Annotated in this window: 17 protein-coding genes; 11 read left to right on the plus strand and 6 right to left on the minus strand. The window is 67.8% G+C overall.

Translation table 11 applies throughout. From position 1 onward, the window contains the following. The 11 genes from murD (at position 1) to ACM14_RS10580 (ending at position 12,305) form a co-directional block, all read left to right on the plus strand. Positions 1-1,953, plus strand: coding sequence for a UDP-N-acetylmuramoyl-L-alanine--D-glutamate ligase (murD, locus tag ACM14_RS10535; RefSeq protein WP_065346117.1), 1,953 nt, complete (start codon positions 1-3; stop codon positions 1,951-1,953). Continuing rightward, positions 1,950-3,215: a putative lipid II flippase FtsW gene (gene ftsW / locus ACM14_RS10540; protein WP_012203399.1), complete on the plus strand. Its 1,266-nt coding sequence runs from the start codon at positions 1,950-1,952 to the stop codon at positions 3,213-3,215. Before murD ends, ftsW begins: the two co-directional genes overlap by 4 nt. Further along, a complete protein-coding gene (gene murG / locus ACM14_RS10545) occupies positions 3,212-4,306 on the plus strand; it encodes an undecaprenyldiphospho-muramoylpentapeptide beta-N-acetylglucosaminyltransferase (protein ID WP_012203400.1) in 1,095 nt (364 codons plus the stop codon). Before ftsW ends, murG begins: the two co-directional genes overlap by 4 nt. After that, positions 4,303-5,736 carry a UDP-N-acetylmuramate--L-alanine ligase gene (gene murC, locus ACM14_RS10550; protein WP_065346118.1) on the plus strand — a complete coding sequence of 478 codons (1,434 nt, stop codon included), beginning with the start codon at positions 4,303-4,305 and terminating at the stop codon, positions 5,734-5,736. The genes murG and murC overlap by 4 nt, the downstream gene beginning before the upstream one ends. Then, positions 5,733-6,713 (plus strand): D-alanine--D-alanine ligase, encoded by a 981-nt coding sequence (locus tag ACM14_RS10555; protein ID WP_065346119.1) that lies wholly within the window; start codon positions 5,733-5,735, stop codon positions 6,711-6,713. Before murC ends, ACM14_RS10555 begins: the two co-directional genes overlap by 4 nt. Then, on the plus strand, positions 6,710-7,510 hold the full coding sequence (locus ACM14_RS10560) for a cell division protein FtsQ/DivIB (protein WP_013804104.1): 801 nt from the start codon (positions 6,710-6,712) through the stop codon (positions 7,508-7,510). The genes ACM14_RS10555 and ACM14_RS10560 overlap by 4 nt, the downstream gene beginning before the upstream one ends. A gap of 84 nt (positions 7,511-7,594) precedes the next feature. Further along, positions 7,595-8,824, plus strand: a complete 1,230-nt coding sequence (gene ftsA, locus ACM14_RS10565; RefSeq protein WP_012203404.1) for a cell division protein FtsA — start codon at positions 7,595-7,597, stop codon at positions 8,822-8,824. Positions 8,825-8,943: 119 nt separating this feature from the next. Then, positions 8,944-10,182, plus strand: a complete 1,239-nt coding sequence (ftsZ, locus tag ACM14_RS10570; protein ID WP_012203405.1) for a cell division protein FtsZ — start codon at positions 8,944-8,946, stop codon at positions 10,180-10,182. A gap of 93 nt (positions 10,183-10,275) precedes the next feature. Beyond that, a complete protein-coding gene (gene lpxC, locus ACM14_RS10575) occupies positions 10,276-11,199 on the plus strand; it encodes a UDP-3-O-acyl-N-acetylglucosamine deacetylase (protein WP_012203406.1) in 924 nt (307 codons plus the stop codon). A 13-nt stretch (positions 11,200-11,212) separates the two neighbouring features. Beyond that, on the plus strand, positions 11,213-11,389 hold the full coding sequence (locus tag ACM14_RS32035) for a hypothetical protein (protein WP_012203407.1): 177 nt from the start codon (positions 11,213-11,215) through the stop codon (positions 11,387-11,389). A gap of 127 nt (positions 11,390-11,516) precedes the next feature. Beyond that, entirely contained in the window at positions 11,517-12,305 is a 789-nt protein-coding gene (locus ACM14_RS10580) for an alpha/beta fold hydrolase (RefSeq protein WP_254662030.1), read from the plus strand. Here the strand turns inward: ACM14_RS10580 and ruvC are convergent. The 6 genes from ruvC to ACM14_RS10610 are packed head-to-tail and all read right to left on the minus strand — an operon-like array spanning position 12,302 to position 18,112. Next, complete coding sequence (gene ruvC / locus ACM14_RS10585) at positions 12,302-12,850, minus strand: crossover junction endodeoxyribonuclease RuvC (RefSeq protein ID WP_012203410.1); 549 nt, start codon at positions 12,848-12,850, stop codon at positions 12,302-12,304. The genes ACM14_RS10580 and ruvC overlap by 4 nt on opposite strands. 17 nt (positions 12,851-12,867) lie before the next feature. Beyond that, entirely contained in the window at positions 12,868-13,584 is a 717-nt protein-coding gene (gene mtgA, locus ACM14_RS10590; protein ID WP_012203411.1) for a monofunctional biosynthetic peptidoglycan transglycosylase, read from the minus strand. A gap of 7 nt (positions 13,585-13,591) precedes the next feature. Next, positions 13,592-14,455 (minus strand): shikimate dehydrogenase, encoded by an 864-nt coding sequence (aroE, locus tag ACM14_RS10595; protein ID WP_065346121.1) that lies wholly within the window; start codon positions 14,453-14,455, stop codon positions 13,592-13,594. 38 nt (positions 14,456-14,493) lie between these two features. Continuing rightward, the gene (locus ACM14_RS10600; protein ID WP_012203413.1) at positions 14,494-15,357 is read right to left on the minus strand and encodes an energy transducer TonB; all 864 of its coding nucleotides are present in this window, start codon (positions 15,355-15,357) and stop codon (positions 14,494-14,496) included. A 36-nt stretch (positions 15,358-15,393) separates the two neighbouring features. Continuing rightward, positions 15,394-17,472, minus strand: coding sequence for a ribonuclease catalytic domain-containing protein (locus ACM14_RS10605; protein WP_012203414.1), 2,079 nt, complete (start codon positions 17,470-17,472; stop codon positions 15,394-15,396). A gap of 55 nt (positions 17,473-17,527) precedes the next feature. Next, on the minus strand, positions 17,528-18,112 hold the full coding sequence (locus ACM14_RS10610) for a YqiA/YcfP family alpha/beta fold hydrolase (protein ID WP_012203415.1): 585 nt from the start codon (positions 18,110-18,112) through the stop codon (positions 17,528-17,530). Positions 18,113-18,282 lie beyond the last annotated feature (170 nt).

Consider the following 18,282-nt stretch of genomic DNA (forward strand, 5'->3'; position numbering starts at 1 on the left):
ATGAACACCGAAGACTTCAAGACCGACCTCCACGCACTGCCGGCCACCGAGCCCGCCGTGCCGGCGTCCCCTGCCGAGCTTGTCGAGCTGGCGGAGCCGGCCGGAATGCCCGGCCTCGCTCCCGAGGGGCAGGTGGTTGCGGATCCGGTCCTGGACGATTCACCGGCTCCCGTGCCAGCCGGCGACGGCGAGGCGGAGCTTCCGGCCGCCGAGGTGCCGCAGGTGCCGCCGGTGCCTGTGGCCCTTACCGAGCCCGTGCCCGACATCGCCACGCTGACGGCGGCCAAGGATGCTGCCGCCTTCGTGGCCCAGATCTTTGCGGACCCCAGCATCTCCGACTCGTCGGACGCCGAGGTCACGCCCCTTGCCGCCGAAGAGGCTGTTGAATCCGAACAGGTGCTGCCGCCCGTGGCTGCCGGCTGGCCCGGCGAGCAGGTCCAGCACCTGCAGGGCCAGTGCGTGCTCGTGTTGGGTCTGGGCGCTTCGGGCCTGGCCATGGCACGCTGGTGCGTGCGCTGCGGCGCCGAAGTCATCGTGGCCGATACGCGCCAGGCACCGCCGCAGCTGCAGCAGCTGTCCACCGAATTGCCTCAGGTGCGCTTCGTGCCCGGCGAGTTCACGGCGCAGCTGGTGGACGGCCAGAGCCTGGGCCTGGTCTACCGCTCGCCCGGCCTGAGCCCGGCCGCCGTGGCGCCCGTGGTCGATACCGCGCGCGCCCAGGGCCTGCCCGTGGGCGGCGAGCTCGATCTCTTCGCCATGGCGCTCAAGGCCCTGGCCGCAGCCCATGGCTACCGTCCCACGGTGCTGGGCATCACCGGGACCAATGGCAAGACCACGGTCACCTCGCTGACCGGCCAACTGCTGGAGCATGCGGGCTTGCGCGTGGCCGTGGCCGGCAATATCGGCCCCACGCTGCTGGACACGCTGACCCAGGCCATCGATGCCGAAACGCTGCCCCAGGCCTGGGTGCTGGAGCTGTCCAGCTTCCAGCTCGATGGCGTGCAGATGTTCGAGCCCACGGCCGCCGCCGTGCTCAACATCACCCAGGACCATCTGGACTGGCACGGCAGCCTGCGCGCCTATGCCGATGCCAAGGCCTGCATCTTCGGCAGCAGCGGCACCATGGTGCTCAACCGCGAAGACCCCGAGGTCATGCGCATGCTGCCGGCGCCCGTGGTGCCGCCGGGCAAGCGCCAAAAGCCCCAGCAGCGCGCCCACATCACCTTCGGCGGCGACATGCCGCGCCGCCCCGGCGACTTCGGCCTGGAAGTGGTCAGCGGCATGACGTGGCTGGTGCGCGCCCATGAGGCCGACGAAACCGCCAAGGGCAAGAACGCCGAAGACCTGTACATCCAGCGCCTCATGCCTGCCGACGCACTGCGCATCCGCGGCCGGCACAACGCCATCAACGCCCTGTCTGCCCTGGCCCTGGCCAGCGCGGGCGGCTGCACGCTGGCGCCGCTGCTCTATGGACTGCGTGAATACCGGGGCGAGCCGCACCGCGTCCAGCCCATTGGCCGCGTCAACGGCGTGGAGTACTACGACGACAGCAAGGGCACGAACGTGGGCGCCACCGTGGCCGCGCTGTCCGGCCTGGGACCTGACCACCGCATCGTGGTCATCCTGGGTGGCGACGGCAAGGGCCAGGATTTCTCTCCGCTGGTCGCGCCCGTGTCGCGTCATGTGCGCACGGCCGTGCTGATCGGCCGCGACGCCGGCCGCATCCGCGCCGCCCTGCAGGACTGCGGCGTGCCCCTGGTCGATGCCACCACCATGGCCGACGCCGTGGAGCTGGCCGCTTCGCGCGCCCATGAGGGCGATGCCGTGCTGCTGTCGCCCGCCTGTGCCAGCCTGGACATGTTCCGCAACTACGAGGACCGGGCCCACCAGTTCGTCGATGCCGTGCGCGCGCTGGCGCTGGATGCCGGGCATGAACTCGGAGGTGCTGCATGACCGCCGTATCGCAGGTCCTGGGCCGCATGCGCTCCTGGTTCGGAGGTGCGCAGGAGAAGGCCATCGACGTGCTGCCCGTGCGCCTGGGGGGACCCCAGTACCACCGACCCACGCAGACGCCGGCTAGCGTGCTCGGCCTGGACCAGGCCCTGATCTGGGTGGTCATAGGCCTGCTGGCCTGGAGCCTGATCATGGTGTATTCGGCGTCGATCGCCATGCCGGACAATCCGCGCTTCGGCAAGATCGCGCCCACCCATTTCCTGATGCGCCATGCCATGTCCATCGGCATGGCCTTCGTCGGCGCGCTGCTGGCCTTCCAGGTGTCCATGGCCACCTGGGAGCGCATGGCGCGCAAGCTCTTCCTGGTGTCCCTGGTCCTGCTGGTGGCCGTGCTGATCCCGCACGTGGGCACCGTGGTCAACGGCGCGCGGCGCTGGCTGTCGCTGGGCATCATGAATTTCCAGCCGTCCGAACTGGCCAAGTTCGCCGTGCTCATCTATGCGGCCGACTACATGGTGCGCAAGATGGAGGTCAAGGAGCGCTTCTTCCGCGCCGTGCTGCCCATGGGGCTGGCCGTGGTGCTGGTCGGCGTGCTGCTGCTGGCCGAGCCCGACATGGGCGCCTTCATGGTGATCGTGGTGATCGCCATGGGCATCCTGTTCCTGGGCGGCGTGAATGCGCGCATGTTCTTCCTGATCGCGGCCCTGGTGGTGCTGGCCTTCGTGCTGATCATCGCCACCTCCGAATGGCGGCGCGAGCGCATCTTTGCCTACCTCAATCCCTGGGATGAAAAGCACGCCCTGGGCAAGGGCTACCAGCTGTCGCATGCGCTGATCGCCATCGGTCGCGGCGAGATCTTCGGCGTGGGCCTGGGCCGCAGCGTCGAGAAGCTGCACTGGCTGCCCGAGGCGCACACCGACTTTCTGCTGGCCGTGATCGGCGAGGAATTCGGCCTGGTCGGCGTGCTCTTGATCGCCGTCACCTTCCTGTGGCTGACGCGCCGCATCATGCTCATAGGGCGGCAGGCCATTGCGCTGGACCGGGTGTTCTCCGGCCTGGTGGCCGAGGGCATTGCGATCTGGATGGGTTTCCAGGCCTTCATCAACATGGGCGTGAACCTGGGCGCGCTGCCGACCAAGGGGCTGACGCTGCCCCTGATGAGTTTCGGCGGCTCGGCCATTCTGATGAATCTGATAGCGATAGCGGTGGTGTTAAGGGTGGACTACGAGAACAAGTTGCTGATGAAGGGAGGGCATGCATGACACAGCAGCCCATCTCCCAAGGCACGCAACGCCAGCGCACGGCCCTGATCATGGCCGGCGGCACGGGCGGACATATCTTCCCGGGCCTGGCCGTGGCCCAGGCCCTGCGCGAGCGCGGCTGGAACGTGCGCTGGCTGGGCGCGCCCGGCTCCATGGAGTCGCGCATCGTGCCGGCCCAGGGCTTCCCGCTGGAGACCATCGAGTTCTCGGGCGTGCGCGGCAAGGGCATCATGACCCTGGCCTTTTTGCCCATGCGCCTGCTGCGTGCCTTCTGGCAGGCGCTGGCCGTGGTGCGCCGCGTCAAGCCCGACGTGGTGGTCGGTCTGGGTGGCTACATCAGCTTCCCCGGTGGAATGATGGCCGTGCTGGCCGGCAAGCCCCTGGTGCTGCATGAGCAGAACTCCGTGGCCGGCATGGCCAACAAGGTGCTGGCGAGCGTCTCCCACCGCATCTTCACCGCCTTCCCCAACGTGTTCCCCAAGGGCCGCTGGGTCGGCAACCCCTTGCGCCAGGCCTTCACCGAGCAGCCTGCACCCGAGCAGCGCTTTGCGGGCCGCAGCGGTCCGCTGCGCCTGCTGGTGGTGGGCGGAAGCCTGGGCGCCAAGGCGCTCAACGAGATCGTGCCCCAGGCGCTGGCCCTGATTCCTGCCGATGTGCGGCCCGTCGTGCTGCACCAAAGCGGCGCCGCGCAGATCGATGCGCTGCGCGCCAACTATGCCGCCGCAGGCGTCGCGGCCGAGCTCACGCCCTTCATCGACGACACGGCGCGCGCCTTTGCCGAGGCTGATGTCATCGTCTGCCGCGCCGGTGCCAGCACGGTCACCGAGATCGCGGCCGTGGGCGCCGCAGCCATCTATGTGCCCTTCCCGTCCGCCGTGGACGACCACCAGACCACGAACGCGCGTTTCCTGGTCGATGCCGGTGGTGGATGGTTGATGCAACAAAGCGCACTGACTGCCCAAAGTCTGGCCGAAATGCTACAAAATATGCAGCGTGCGACGCTGCTGGAGCGCGCTGGAAAAGCCAAGAAAATGCAAAAGACCGATGCCACCGCCGAGGTGGTCGCCGCCTGTGAGGAACTGGCCGCATGAAGCACGCCATTCATCACATCCATTTCGTCGGCATCGGCGGCGCCGGAATGAGCGGCATCGCCGAGGTGCTGCACAACCTGGGTTACGCCATCTCGGGCTCGGACCTGTCCGATAGCGCCACGCTGCGCCGGCTCGCCGGCCTGGGCATCGCCACCCACGTCGGCCATGCGGCCGCGCACATCGAAGGGGCTGACGCCGTCGTCACCTCCACCGCCGTGCAGTCCGACAATCCCGAGGTGGTCGCGGCGCGCACGCACAAGATCCCCGTCGTGCCGCGTGCGCTCATGCTGGCCGAGCTCATGCGCTTCAAGCAGGGCATCGCCATCGCGGGTGCCCATGGCAAGACCACGACCACCAGCCTGGTGACCAGCGTGCTGGCCGAGGCCGGGCTGGACCCGACCTTCGTCATCGGCGGCAAGCTCAACAGCGCGGGCGCCAACGCCAAGCTGGGCCAGGGCGACTACATCGTGGTCGAGGCCGACGAGTCCGATGCCTCCTTCCTGAACCTGCTGCCCGTGATGGCCGTCGTCACCAACATCGACGCCGACCACATGGAAACCTACGGCCATGACTTCGGCCGGCTCAAGGGCGCCTTCGTCGATTTCCTGCATCGCATGCCGTTCTACGGCCGCGCCATCGTCTGCGTGGACAGTCCGGCCGTGCGCGAGATCCTGCCCCAGGTGGCCCGCCCCGTGACCACCTACGGCTTTGCCGAGGACGCACAGGTGCGCGCCCTCAACGTGCGCGCCGAAGCTGGCAGCATGCATTTCACGGTGCGCCGCAGCAACGGCCAGAGCTATCCCGACCTGGACGTGGTGCTGAGCCTGCCGGGCGAGCACAACGTGCTCAACGCGCTGTCGGCCGTGGCCGTGGCCATGGAGCTGGAGATATCCGACGACGCGCTGCTGCGTGCCTTCGAAAGCTTCAAGGGCGTGGGCCGGCGCTTCCAGCGCTATGGCGAACTGGCGACTGCCGACGGCGGCAGCTTCACCGTCATCGACGACTATGGCCACCACCCCGTCGAGATGGCGGCCACGCTGGCCGCCGCTCGTGGCGCCTTCCCGGGCCGTCGCCTGGTGCTGGCATTCCAGCCGCACCGCTACAGCCGCACGCGCGACTGCTTCGAGGATTTCGTCAAGGTCATCGGCCTGGCCGACGCCGTGCTGCTGACCGAGGTCTATGCGGCCGGCGAGGCGCCCGTGGTGGCGGCCGACGGCCGCTCGCTGACACGCGCCCTGCGCGTGGCCGGCCGTGTCGAGCCGGTGTTTGTGGAAAACGTTGCCGAGCTGCCGGCGGCCATTGCCGTCAATGCCCGCGATGGCGACGTGTTGTTGTGCATGGGGGCAGGCTCGATTGGCGCCGTGCCCGGAAAGTTGGTTGAAATGCTTCAGAAACAAGAGCTGCAGGCGCAGCAGGGAGCTGCGCAATGAGCAGCTTCGGCACCCAGATCGATGTCAAGGCCCTGGGCAAGGTGGCCGTGCTGTTGGGCGGCCGCTCGGCCGAGCGCGAAGTCTCGCTGATGTCGGGCACGGGCGTGCTCAAGGCCCTGCTGTCGCATGGCGTGGACGCCCATGCCTTCGACCCCGCCGAGCGTGACCTGGGCGAGTTGAAGAAGGACGGGTTCGACCGCTGCTTCATCGCGCTGCACGGCCGCTACGGCGAAGACGGCACGGTGCAGGGCGCGCTGGAGCTGCTGGGCATCCCGTACACGGGCCCCGGCGTGATGGCCTCGAGCATCGCCATGGACAAGATCATGACCAAGCGCATCTGGCGCTTCGAGGGCCTGCCCACGCCGGACTGGCGTCTGGTCGCCAGCGCAGGCGAGACGCGCGCCGCGCTGCGGGCGCTGGGCGCACCCATGATCGTCAAGCCCTCGCGCGAGGGCTCGACCATCGGCCTGACCAAGGTCTGGACGGCCGAGGAATGCGAGCAGGCCTATGTGCTGGCCTCTCGCTACGACCCCGAAGTGCTCTGCGAAGAGTTCATCGAGGGCGACGAGACCACCTGCCCCGTGCTCGGCACCGGCGAGGGCGCCCATGCGCTGCCCGTGATCCGCATCGTCGCCCCCGAAGGCAACTACGACTACCAGAACAAGTACTTCACCGACGACACCAAGTACCACTGCCCCAGCGGACTGCCTGCCGAGGAAGAGGCCGAGATCCGGCGCATCGTCGTGCGCGCCTTCCGCACGCTGGGCTGCCGCGGCTGGTCGCGCGCCGACATCATGATCCGCGCCAGCGATCGCAAGCCCTTCCTGCTGGAGATCAACACCTCGCCAGGCATGACGGGCCACTCGCTGGTGCCCATGTCGGCCCGTGCCATCGGTGTCAGCTACGAGAACCTCTGCCTGGGCATCCTGGCCAGCGCCGCGCTGGACGCCGCGCAACCGGAGCAGGAGCACGCATGAGCTACTCCCTGCCGGCCCCCTTCGACGTCAAGCTCATGAACGTGACCGCCACGGTCCTGTTCGTGGGCGTGGCTGCGCTGGGGCTGGCAGCGGTGAGCTGGTGGGCGCTGCGCCACCCGGCCTTCAACATCGGCCGCATCGTGGTCGAGGGCGAGCTGGTGCACAACAACACGGTGACGCTGCGCGCCAACGTGGCGCCCGTGCTCACGGGCAACTTCTTCACCGTGGACCTCAAGGGGGCCAAGGCGGCATTCGAGCAGGTGCCCTGGGTGCGCGAGGCGCAGGTGCGCCGCGACTATCCCAACAGCCTGCGCGTCATCCTGCACGAGCATGTGGCCGAGGCCTTCTGGGGCCCCGATTCGGGCACCGGCCTGATCAACAGCTTTGGCGAGGTCTTCGAGGCCAACCTGGGCGAGCTCGACCGCGACGGCCTGCCGCGCCTGCAGGGCCCCGAGGACAGCGCCCCGCAGATGCTGCAGATGTACCGGCTGCTGGTGCCGGCGCTGGGGCCGCTGGATGTGGAGATCGACGGGCTCACGCTCAATGCGCGCGGAAGCTGGCAGCTCAGGCTGGCCAATGATGCACAGATCGAACTGGGTGGCGGCAGCGTGGAAGCCGTGCTGCAGCGCGTGCAGCGCTTCGTGCGCACGCTGCCCCAGATCACGACCCAATACAAGCGCAAGGCCGACGCCATCGAGTCGGCCGACCTGCGCTACGAAGACGGATATGCGCTGAGGCTGCGCGGTGTGACCACCGGCACGGCCAAGGCGCCGGCTGCAGTGCGTCCCCGACGCTGAAGACGAGGGAGGAAAGACCTATGTACACGCACACCATGCAGCGACACAGCGACAGGACAGAACCAACCGGGGGCGGATGCTGATATGGCAAGAGAATACAAAGATGTGATCGTCGGACTGGACATCGGCACGGCCAAGGTCATGGTCGTGGTCGCCGAGGTCCTGTACAACGGCGAACTCAAGCTCGCCGGCCTCGGCGTGGCCCCGAGCAACGGACTCAAGCGTGGCGTGGTGGTGAACATCGACGCCACCGTGCAGAGCATCCAGCAGGCCTTGAAAGAGGCCGAGCTGATGGCCGACTGCAAGATCCAGCGCGTGTGCACCGGCATCACCGGCAGCCACATCCGCGGCCTGAACTCCAGCGGCATGGTGGCCATCAAGGACAAGGAAGTCACGGCCACCGACGTGGCGCGGGTGATGGAGACGGCCAAGGCCATCAACATCTCCTCGGACCAGCGGCTGCTGCTGGTCGAGCCGCAGGAATTCGTGATCGACGGCCAGGAAGTGCGCGAGCCCATCGGCATGAGCGGCATCCGCCTGGAAGCCAAGATCCACATCGTCACGGGCGCGCAGAGCGCGGCCGAGAACATCATCAAGTGCGTGCGCCGCTGCGGCCTGGAGGTCGAGCAGCTGCTGCTCAACCCGCTGGCATCGAGCCAGGCCGTGCTCACCGACGACGAGCGCGAGCTGGGCGTGGCCGTGGTCGATATCGGCGCGGGCGCCACCGACGTGGCCATCTTCACGGGCGGCGCCATCCGGCACACGGCCGTCATCCCGATCGCGGGCGACCTGATCACCAGCGACATCGCCATGGCGCTGCGCACGCCGACCAAGGACGCCGAGGACATCAAGGTCGAAAGCGGCTATGCCAAGCAGCTGCTGGCCGACCCCGATGCCCAGGTCGAAGTGCCGGGCCTGGGCGACCGCAGCCCGCGCATGATCAGCAAGCAGGCGCTGGCCGGCGTGATCGAGCCGCGCGTGGAAGAGATCTTTTCATTGGTGCAGCAGGTGGTGCGCGATTCCGGCTACGAGGAAGTTCTGTCCTCGGGCATCGTGCTGACCGGCGGCAGCGCCGTCATGCCGGGCATGGTGGAACTGGGCGAGGACATCTTCCTCAAGCCCGTGCGCCGCGGCATCCCCAAGTATTCGAGCGCTCTGGCAGACATGGTGGCCCAACCCCGCGCCGCCACCGTGATGGGATTGCTCGAAGAGGCCCGCCTGGCTCGCCTGCGCGGTTTCAAGGTGGCACAAAAGAGTGGGTCGATGAAGACCGCTTTTGGCCGTTTCAAAGACTTCATCGTGGGGAACTTTTGATATGTGCTTTCATCGACTGCGCATTACCGGCCCGCCCACCGGCTTCCGAATACCGGACAGAAGACAGAATTTTCCCCAGACGGTGGTGACCACTTACAGAGAGCTACAGGAGAACCAACATGCCCATCGACATGATTGAAGTTGAAGAATTCAACCAGGGTACGCAGATCAAGGTGATCGGCGTTGGCGGCGGCGGCGGCAATGCCGTCGAGCACATGATTGCGCGCAACGTGCAGGGTGTGGAATTCGTCTGCGCCAACACCGACGCGCAGGCGCTGCTGCGCAGCAGCGCCCACCGCACCATCCAGCTCGGTGGCAGCGGCCTGGGTGCGGGCAGCAAGCCCGACAAGGGCCGCGAGGCTGCCGAAATGGCCGAGGACGACATCCGCACCGCCATCGAAGGCGCGCACATGCTGTTCATCACGGCCGGCATGGGCGGCGGCACGGGCACGGGCGCTGCGCCCGTGATCGCGCGCGTGGCCAAGGAAATGGGCATTCTCACCGTGGGCGTGGTCACCAAGCCCTTCGAGTGGGAAGGCGGCCGACGCATGGCCAATGCCGACAGCGGCCTCAACGAGCTCGAAGCCAATGTCGATTCGCTGATCGTCGTGCTCAACGAGAAGCTGCTGGACGTGCTGGGTGACGACATCTCGCAGGACGAGGCCTTCGCCCATGCCAACGACGTTCTCAAGAACGCCGTGGGCGGCATTGCCGAGATCATCAACGAGTACGGCCATGTGAACGTCGACTTCGAAGACGTGCGCACCGTCATGGGCGAGCCCGGCAAGGCCATGATGGGCACGGCCAAGGCCGCCGGCCCCGACCGCGCGCGCATCGCCGCCGAGCAGGCCGTGGCCTGCCCGCTGCTGGAAGGCATCGACCTGTCGGGCGCCAAGGGCGTGCTGGTGCTGGTCACGGCCGCCAAGGGCAGCCTCAAGCTGTCCGAGTCGCGCCTGGCCATGAGCACCATCAATGCCTATGCCTCGCCCGATGCGCACGTGATCTACGGCGCCGCCTACGACGACACCCTGGGCGACGAGATCCGCGTCACCGTGGTCGCCACCGGCCTGTCGCGCCCCAGCGCACGCCGCCAGAACATGCAGGTGGTGCAGGGCGGTCTGCGCACCGGTACCGACAACATGAGCTACCAGCTGCCCTCGGCCTCCATGGGTGCCGCCACGGCAGCCGGCGGCCTGGTGGGCGGTGCCGCTGGCGGTGCCGACTATGCCAACAACATGTCGGTCCCCAGCGTCTGGCGTACCAACCGCACGCAGGCCGCTGCCCGCGTCGATGCCCTGGCCTCCGGCGGCATGGACGATCTGGAAATCCCGGCCTTCCTGCGCAAGCAGGCTGACTGAGCAGCGGCCCATACGGTCGCTGCATAGCCGTGATAGCGAAAGCCGTGCCAGGGCCATGCCCTGCGCACGGCTGCCGCGTTCTAAAATAGCCGGATGCTCCAACAACGCACCATCAAGACGATCACCCGTGCCGTTGGCGTGGGCCTGCACAGCGGCCAGCGCGTCGAGTTGACGCTGCGACCCGCGCAGCCCGACACCGGCATCGTGTTCCGTCGCGTGGACCTGCCGGAGCCTGTGGACATCCCGATCTCGGCCGAAGCCGTCACCGACACGCGCATGGCCTCCACCATCGGCACCGGCGGCGCCAAGGTGCATACCGTGGAGCACCTGATGTCGGCCATTGCCGGCCTCGGGCTCGACAACATCTATATAGACATCACCGCCGAGGAAGTGCCCATCCTCGACGGCTCCTCCGCCTCCTTCGTGTTCCTGCTGCAAAGCGCGGGCATCGAGCTGCAAAAGGCTCCCAAGCGCTTCATCCGCGTCATCCGCCCCGTCGAGGTGCGCGAGGGCGAGGGCCAGAACCTCAAGTGGGCGCGCTTCGACCCCTACCACGGCTTCAAGCTGCGCTTCGAGATCGACTTCGCCCATCCGGCCGTGGACTCCACGGGCCAGTGCGTGGAGTTCGACATGGGCGAGGACAACTACACGCGCGACATCGCACGCGCGCGCACCTTCGGCTTCACCAAGGACGTGGAAATGCTGCGCAGCCATGGCCTGGCGCTGGGCGGCGGCATGGACAACGCCATCGTCATGGACGACTACAAGGTGCTCAACAGCGACGGCCTGCGCTACGACGACGAGTTCGCCAAGCACAAGATCCTCGACGCCATCGGTGACCTGTACCTGATCGGCAGGCCGCTGCTGGCCGCCTACAGCGCCTTCCGCTCGGGCCACGGCATGAACAACCAGTTGCTGCGTGCCCTGCTGGCCCAGCCCGACGCCTGGGAACTGGTCAGCTTCGACAGCGAGCGCCAGGCACCCAAGGGCTTCGCCCAGCCCGCGCGGGCCTGGTGAGGCGAGCGCCGCCATGCTGATCTTCCGCTGGCTGGCCACCCTGCTGCTGCTGGCCTCGGCCGTCTCCTTCGCGTTCTACCTGGGCACGGGCCGGCCGCACTACAAGCGCTGGGGCTTCATCATCCTCAAGTGGACCGTGATTGCCGGCGTGACGTTTTTCGCCGTGCTGTTTTTTGGGCGCATCGTCTGAGGTCCTGAATGGGCTGCGCTGCCGCCATTGCGGAGACTGCCGGGCCGCCATGAAGGAAATTCGGATCCGGGCCGGCGACGGCCACACCCTTGTGCTGGTGCGCAGCGGCTGCGCCCAGGGGCCTGTCGTGGCCATCACGCACGGCACCTTCTCCGGCCCCGCATCCTGCGACCGGCTCGGTGCGTATCTGGCGGCGCAGGGATTCGGCACTTGGCTCTTCGGCTGGCGCAGCCATGGACGGAACCCGGCCTGCGGCCATGGCCATGATCTGGAAGCCGTGGCCAGGCATGACATCGCCAGTGCCGTCGAGGCCATCCGCAGCGAGGAGCGGGGCCGGCCTTTGACCCTGATAGGCCACAGCGGGGGCGGCATTGCGGCAGCCATCTGGGCCGCTCGCAATCCCGATGTGGCCCGGGGCCATCTGGCGGGTGTCGTGCTGTTGGCCGCCCAGGCCACCCATGCTGCCGCCACACCGCTGGCCTGGGCCAGGATCCGGGGTTACCTGGCGTGGATAGGCCGCCGGAACTGGCTGGCAGCCAACCGCATGGTGGGGCCCGAGGCGGAAAGCGGCCAACTGATGCGCCAGTGGTGTCAGTGGAATCTCCAGCGCCAATTTGTGGGACATGACGGCATGAACTACCTGCAGGCACTCTCCCAGGTGCGTATCCCCGTTCTGGCGCTGGCGGGTGCTGGAGACCGTCTGATTGCACCCTGGCAGGGGTGCGAAGCGCTGGCAAGCGCCTTCGGCGGGACGGATGTGGAGTTCGTGCTGTGTGGCAAGGCCACCGGTTTTGTCGAAGACTACAGCCACAGCAGGTTGCTGATGGCCGGCAATGCGCAATCCGATGTGTTCCCCCGGATCGCGCAATGGATCAGGCTCAGGGCCGAGCAGGGTGGCCAAGCACTGGTGTCCTAGTAGACGCGCCCGCCCTTGTAGACGGCGTGCTGGCGGCGCTGCAGCTGCGTGACCTCGGCCATCTTCGACATGGCGGCGCCCGCATGGGCGTGGGTGATGGCCAGGCCCAGGGCGTCGGCTGCGTCGGTGCCGGGCAGGCCGGGCAGTTGCAGCAGGCGGCGCACCATTTCCTGGATCTGGCTCTTGGCCGCGCGGCCGTGGCCGGTCATGGCCTTTTTCATCTGCAGTGCCGTGTATTCGGCGACCGGCAGGCCCGCATTGACCAGGGCCGTGAGCGCGGCGCCGCGCGCCTGGCCCAGCAGCAGGGTGGACTGGGGGTTGACGTTGACGAAGACGATTTCCACGGCCGAGGTGTCGGGCTGGTAGCGGCTGGCGACTTCCGAGATGCCGTCGAACAGCAGCTTGAGCCGGCCCGGCAGGTCGCCGAGCGCGATGCCGGTGGTGCGGATGGTGCCGCTGGCCACATAGGCCAGGCGGTGGCCGTCGACGTCGATCACGCCGAATCCCGTGGTCTGCAGCCCGGGGTCTATTCCAAGAATGCGCATGGCGTGACTGTAGCCGTTCAGGGGATGACGGCGCTGGGCATTCTTTGCATGACCGTGCGCGTGCGCTGCAGCAGATAGCCGGAGTTGGGCAGCTTCTCGAAGCGCTTGGGCTGGGGCAGCATCACGGCCAGGCGTGCGGCCTCGGCCGCGCTGAGCTGTGAGGCGCTCTTGCGGAAGTAGTGGCGGGCTGCAGCCTCCGCGCCAAACACGCCCTGGCCCCATTCCACGCTGTTGAGGTAGATCTCCAGGATGCGCTGCTTGCTCAGCATCAGTTCCAGCAGCTGGGTCAGCACCAGTTCCTGGCCCTTGCGCAGCAGGCTGCGTTCGCCCGACAGCAGCAGGTTCTTGGCCAGCTGCTGGGTGATGGTGGAGCCGCCGTAGATCTTGGGCGCCTTGCCGTTGTCTGCCTTCTGGGCACGGGCTTCGGCGCGCTGGTTGCGCTGCCAGGCCTTCTCGATGGCCTCCCATTGCACCCCGTGGTGTTCGGTGAAACTGTCATCTTCGGAGGCGATGACGGCGCGCTTGAGCGTGGGCGCGATGCGGTCGTAGGGCAGCCATTGCTGGCTCCAGTGCAGGCCTTCGGAGCTGCGCAGCATCTGCCAGGCCTCGGAGCGCTGAAAGGCCGTGGATTCAGGATCGACCACCACCATCAGCGCAATGCGCAGCACAAAGAACAGCTGCAGCAGCAGGCCGGCGCACAGCACCAGCAGCAGGGCGCGTGCCAGGGATTTCATAAAGCGCTCAGCCGCCTTGAGCAATATGGGTGCGCAGCTCGTTCAGCACCTGGGCCGACGGGGGGCGCACGCCGCGCCACAGCGCGAACGATTCGGCGGCCTGCTCCACCAGCATGCCCAGCCCGTCGCGGGCCTGGGCGCCATGCTGCTCGGCCCATTGCAGGAAGCCCTGGGCTGCGGCGCCGTACATCATGTCGTAGGCCAGGCTGCCAGGCCGCAGCACGCGGGCCGGCACGGGCACCTCGGCACCGGCCAGGCTGCTGGCGGTGGCGTTGATGACCACGTCGAAATCCTCATCCACGGCCTGCTGCTCCAGCGCCACCAGTTCCACGCCATGGTGCGCGGCGATGGCGGCATGGCGCTGCACCAGGGCCTGGGCGCGCTCGAAGGTGCGGTTGACCACGGCGATGCGGCGCGGGCGCTCGGCAAGCAGCGAGCCCAGTGCGCCGGCTGCGGCGCCACCCGCGCCCAGCAGCAGCAGGTCGCGCCCGGCCAGCGGCACGCCCGCATTGCGCACGATGTCGGCCACCAGGCCCAGGCCGTCGGTGTTGTCGGCATGGATGCCGTCCGCCGCCAGCACCAGGGTGTTGGCGGCGCCGGCCAGTTGCACGCGCTCGCTGGAGGTGGTGGCCAGCTGTGCGGCTTCCAGCTTGAAGGGCACAGTGACATTGCAGCCGCGTCCGCCTGCCGCGACGAAGCCGCGCACGGCCTCGGCAAAGCCTTGCAGCTCCACATGCTGGCGCTCGTAGTGCAGGTCCTGCCCGCACAGTTCGGCAAAGCGGGCATGGATCCAGGGCGAGCGGCTGTGCGCGACGGGGTTGCCCATGACGCAGTAGCGGTCGGAGGAGGAGGTGGCGGCGGCGGAAGTCATGTCGGAAAAGGAGAGTGCGCGAAGACAAGAGGAGGGCGCTACTGCACCGTCGTCTGCAGCGTCTGCTCGCGGGTGAACTTGAAGCGCGAGACCACGGCGATCTGGTCGGCCTTGGCGCGCATGGCGGGGCCGAAATGGCCGAAGGGGCCGGCCGCACGTGCAATGGCCTCGGCCCGGGTGTCCAGCAGGCGGTTGCCCGAGCCCTGCACGATCTCGGTGGACAGCACCCGCCCGTCGTGGTTGACGGTGAGGATCATGACCAGCTCGCCGTAGAGCTTCTTGCCGGCCTGCTCGGGGAAGTTCTCCGTGCCCTTGTCCTCGACCTTGCGGCGCAGGCCGTCGTAGTAGATGGCGTAGACGGCCTCGCGCGTGGACGGGCTGATATAGCGCTTCTTGGGGCGGGCGTTTTCCTCGTTGATGCGCTTTTCGATCTCGGCCAGCAGCTTGACCAGCTGCTGGCGCTTTTCCTGCTGGGCCTGCTGCTCCTTGGTCTGCTTGGCCGCCTCGCGCGGGTCCAGCGGCGGCAGGGCCGCGACCTGCTTGCGCAACTGCGTCAGCAAGACGGTCTGCTGCTCCTGCATGGAGTCGATCTGACGCTGGCGTTCCTCGAAGTCGTCGCCCACGGCCGTGAGTGCCGAGTAGGGCATGGGGCTGGAGGCCCGGCCCTTGTCGGCCTCGCCGCCGCCGGCCAGCGAGGTCTGCGCGATGGCCTGCGCCTTGTCGGGCTGCTCGTTGGCGCGGGCATTGACCAGGATGACTTCCAGCGGCGTGTCCTGGAACACGCGGTCGAAGCGCTCCGGGTCGATGAACCGGAACGAGAACAACCCGGCATGCAGGGCGATGGAAACGCCCAGTGCCAACTGCAGCGTGCTCAGGGAACGGAGGGCGGTAGGCAGTTTCACGTCAGATCTGGGGCAGTTGCTCGGATGTGAGGCAGGTCAGGGCTGGGCGGGATCGGCCGCCGGTGTGCCATCGGTCTCGTTCATGTCCACGGCGATGGCGATGGGGCCGGCCACGGCTTCCTCGTCATCCTCGGCGCTGTCTTCAGCGCCATCGGCAGCTGCCGCCGCATCGCCATCCAGGCGCTCGATCAGCGTGCCCGAGACATCGAGCGCGATCTCGTCGATCTCGCCCAGGCGCACGCGCACATGGGCACCGCGCGGCAGGCCGGTGACGCCCAGCACGGGGAAGACCAGGGGCAGGTCATCGGCGCGCACCAGCAGGCCGCCGCCCATGCCTTCCTTGATGACGGTGGCCGTCAGCTCGGTGATGGCGTGCTGCTGCAGGTACTTGAGCGTCCAGAACCGTTCCATGCCGGCCTGGTAGCCGTTGTAGGCGCTGTAGGCACCGTCGAAGCTGCTGATGATGCCGAACAGCTCGGCATCCTTGGGCTTGAACGGTGCGGCCAGGGCGGCGGTCTTGCCGTGGCGCGCGCAGGCAATGATCTGCCACTGGTTGACCAGGTCCACGTAGCGGCGCAGCGGCGAGGTGGCCCAGGCATAGCTCTTGACGCCGATGCCTGCATGGGGCTGCGCCTTGGTGGACATGCGCACCTTGATGCCGGGCGCCAGGCTGGCCTGGCTGCGGTAGATGCCGGGCACGCCGAGCTCGGCCATCCAGCCGCCCCAGGTGCTGTTGGCCACGATGGCGGCCTCGGCCACGATCAGGTCCAGCGGCGCGCCGCGCTTGCGCACGCTGATCTCCACCTGCTCGTTGCCGCGGGGCTCGGCGCCGCCGTTGCCCACGAGGCGGAAGTTGTAGTCGGGGCGGTTGAAGTTCTCGGGCTTGCCGCGCACCAGTTCACGACCTGCCTTCAGGTGCTTGGCCCAGCGCTGCAGGAACGTCAGTTCGGCGCGCTTGCCTTGCAGCACTTCGGGCGTGCCCTCGACCTCGAAGGAGGGGTCGGCCAGCCACTGCTCGGTGACGATGTGGTCCAGCTTGTCATGGCGGAAGTTGACCTGCACGGGCACGCGCTCCAGGCGCGTCTCGCTGGCCGTGGTCTCCAGCGTGGCCTCGTCCACGGTGACGTACAGCGACACGGCGGGGTTGGCGCGGCCTTCGTCGAGCGTGTAGATCTGCACCACCTCGTCGGGCAGCATGGTGATCTTGTAGCCGGGCATGTAGACGGTGGACAGGCGCGAGCGGCCGAGCTGGTCCAGCGGCGTGCCCGGCACGATGGCCAGACCGGGCGCGGCAATGTGGATACCCACGGTGACCGTGCCCGTGCCCAGGCCGCGCACCGACAGCGCATCGTCGATTTCGGTGGTGGCCGAGTCATCGATGGAAAACGCCTGGACCTCGGCCAGCGGCAGGTCGGCCGGTGGCTGGGGTGCCTGCAGGGCCGGGAACTGCGTGCCCTTGGGGAAGTGGTCGAACAGGAAGCGCTTCCAGTGGAACTCGTAGGCCGATTCAATGGCGCCGGCCCTGTGCAGCAGGTCCAGCGGTGCCAGGCGCGTGGCGCGGCTGGCCTCGACCACGGCCTTGTATTCGGCGGCGTTCTTGTCGGGGCGGAACAGGATCTTGTAGAGCTGCTCGCGGATGGGGCCGGGGCATTCGCCGGCGCCCAGCTGTTCGGCCCAGGCCGTGATCTGGGCCTGGATCTGCTTTTTCTTCTCTATGCCGGCCAGCGCCTGCTGCAGGATCTCGGCCGGCGCCTTCTTGAAGCGGCCTTTGCCGGAGCGGCGGAAGTAGTGCGGTGCGTCGTAGAGACGGAACAGCGCGCCGGCCTGCTCGGCCAGCGTGGCCTTGTCCGAGAAATAGTCGCGTGCAAGGTCGGCGAAGCCGAATTCCTCCTCGGGAGCGAATTCCCAGGCCAGGTCCAGATCGATCTGGGCGGCCTGCGCCTGCGCCTGGGCGATCAGTTCGGCAGGCGCCGGCTTGTCGAACTTGAGCAGGATGTTGGCCGACTTGACCTTGACCCGTTTGCCCGAGTCCAGCTCCACCTGGGCGGAGGTGTCGGCTTCGGAGAGGATGCGGCCGGCCAGGAACTTGCCGGATTCTTCAAACAATGCGTGCATAGCCCGACATTCTCCCATGCTGCGGCTGGCAGCTGCCGCGCAGTCTTGCGCGGCATCAGGCCAGATTCAGGAACTCGTCCAGCTGAGGCAAGTACTCCTCGAAGTTGCTCAGCGCGTGATCGCCGCCCTCCTGGATGATCTGCAGCGCATGCGGATAGCGTGCGCTCATCTCGCGCCAGTCCAGCACCTCGTCGCCCTCGGCCGCCAGCAGCATTTCGGGGGCGGCCGGTGTCATATGGCGCGTGTCCAGCGCGCGCAGCTCTTCGATGTATTCACGGCGGAAGAAGAAACGCTCCTCCGGGTTGTGCCAGGAAGTCTGCTCGCCGATGTACTTTTCAAGATCGCGCGCCGGGTTGACGGCCGGGTTGATCATCACGCTGCGGCAGCGCGCCAGCTGGGCCACCCAGCTGGCGTAGTAGCCGCCCAGCGAGGAGCCGATCACGGCCATGGTCTCGCGCGGCCAGCTGCCGATGCCATCGGCAATCAAGGCAGCCGCCTCGCGCGGGGAAGGGGGCAGTTGCGGGCTCCACCAGCGCACATGGGGATGGCGCGTGGCCACATGCTCGGCCAGGCGCCGGGCCTTGTTGGATTGGGGAGAGGAGCGAAAGCCGTGCAGGTACAGCAAATGGGTAGTGGTCATGGCGGGCGCTCTCCTTTGCGTTGCTGGGGCCGGGCGCGGGATGCGGCCCGGACGGCTCATGGCCCATTGTGGCCGCTGCGGCAGGCGGCGCCCAGCAGGGAAGGCCCGGGCCGACAGCTGGATGACAACCGCCTCCGTGGGCAACCCTGCGCCGGGCTGGGCCGCATGCG

Source organism: Delftia sp. JD2 (assembly GCF_001682645.1).
In the GTDB taxonomy this organism is placed as follows: Bacteria; Pseudomonadota; Gammaproteobacteria; order Burkholderiales; family Burkholderiaceae_C; genus Comamonas; species Comamonas acidovorans.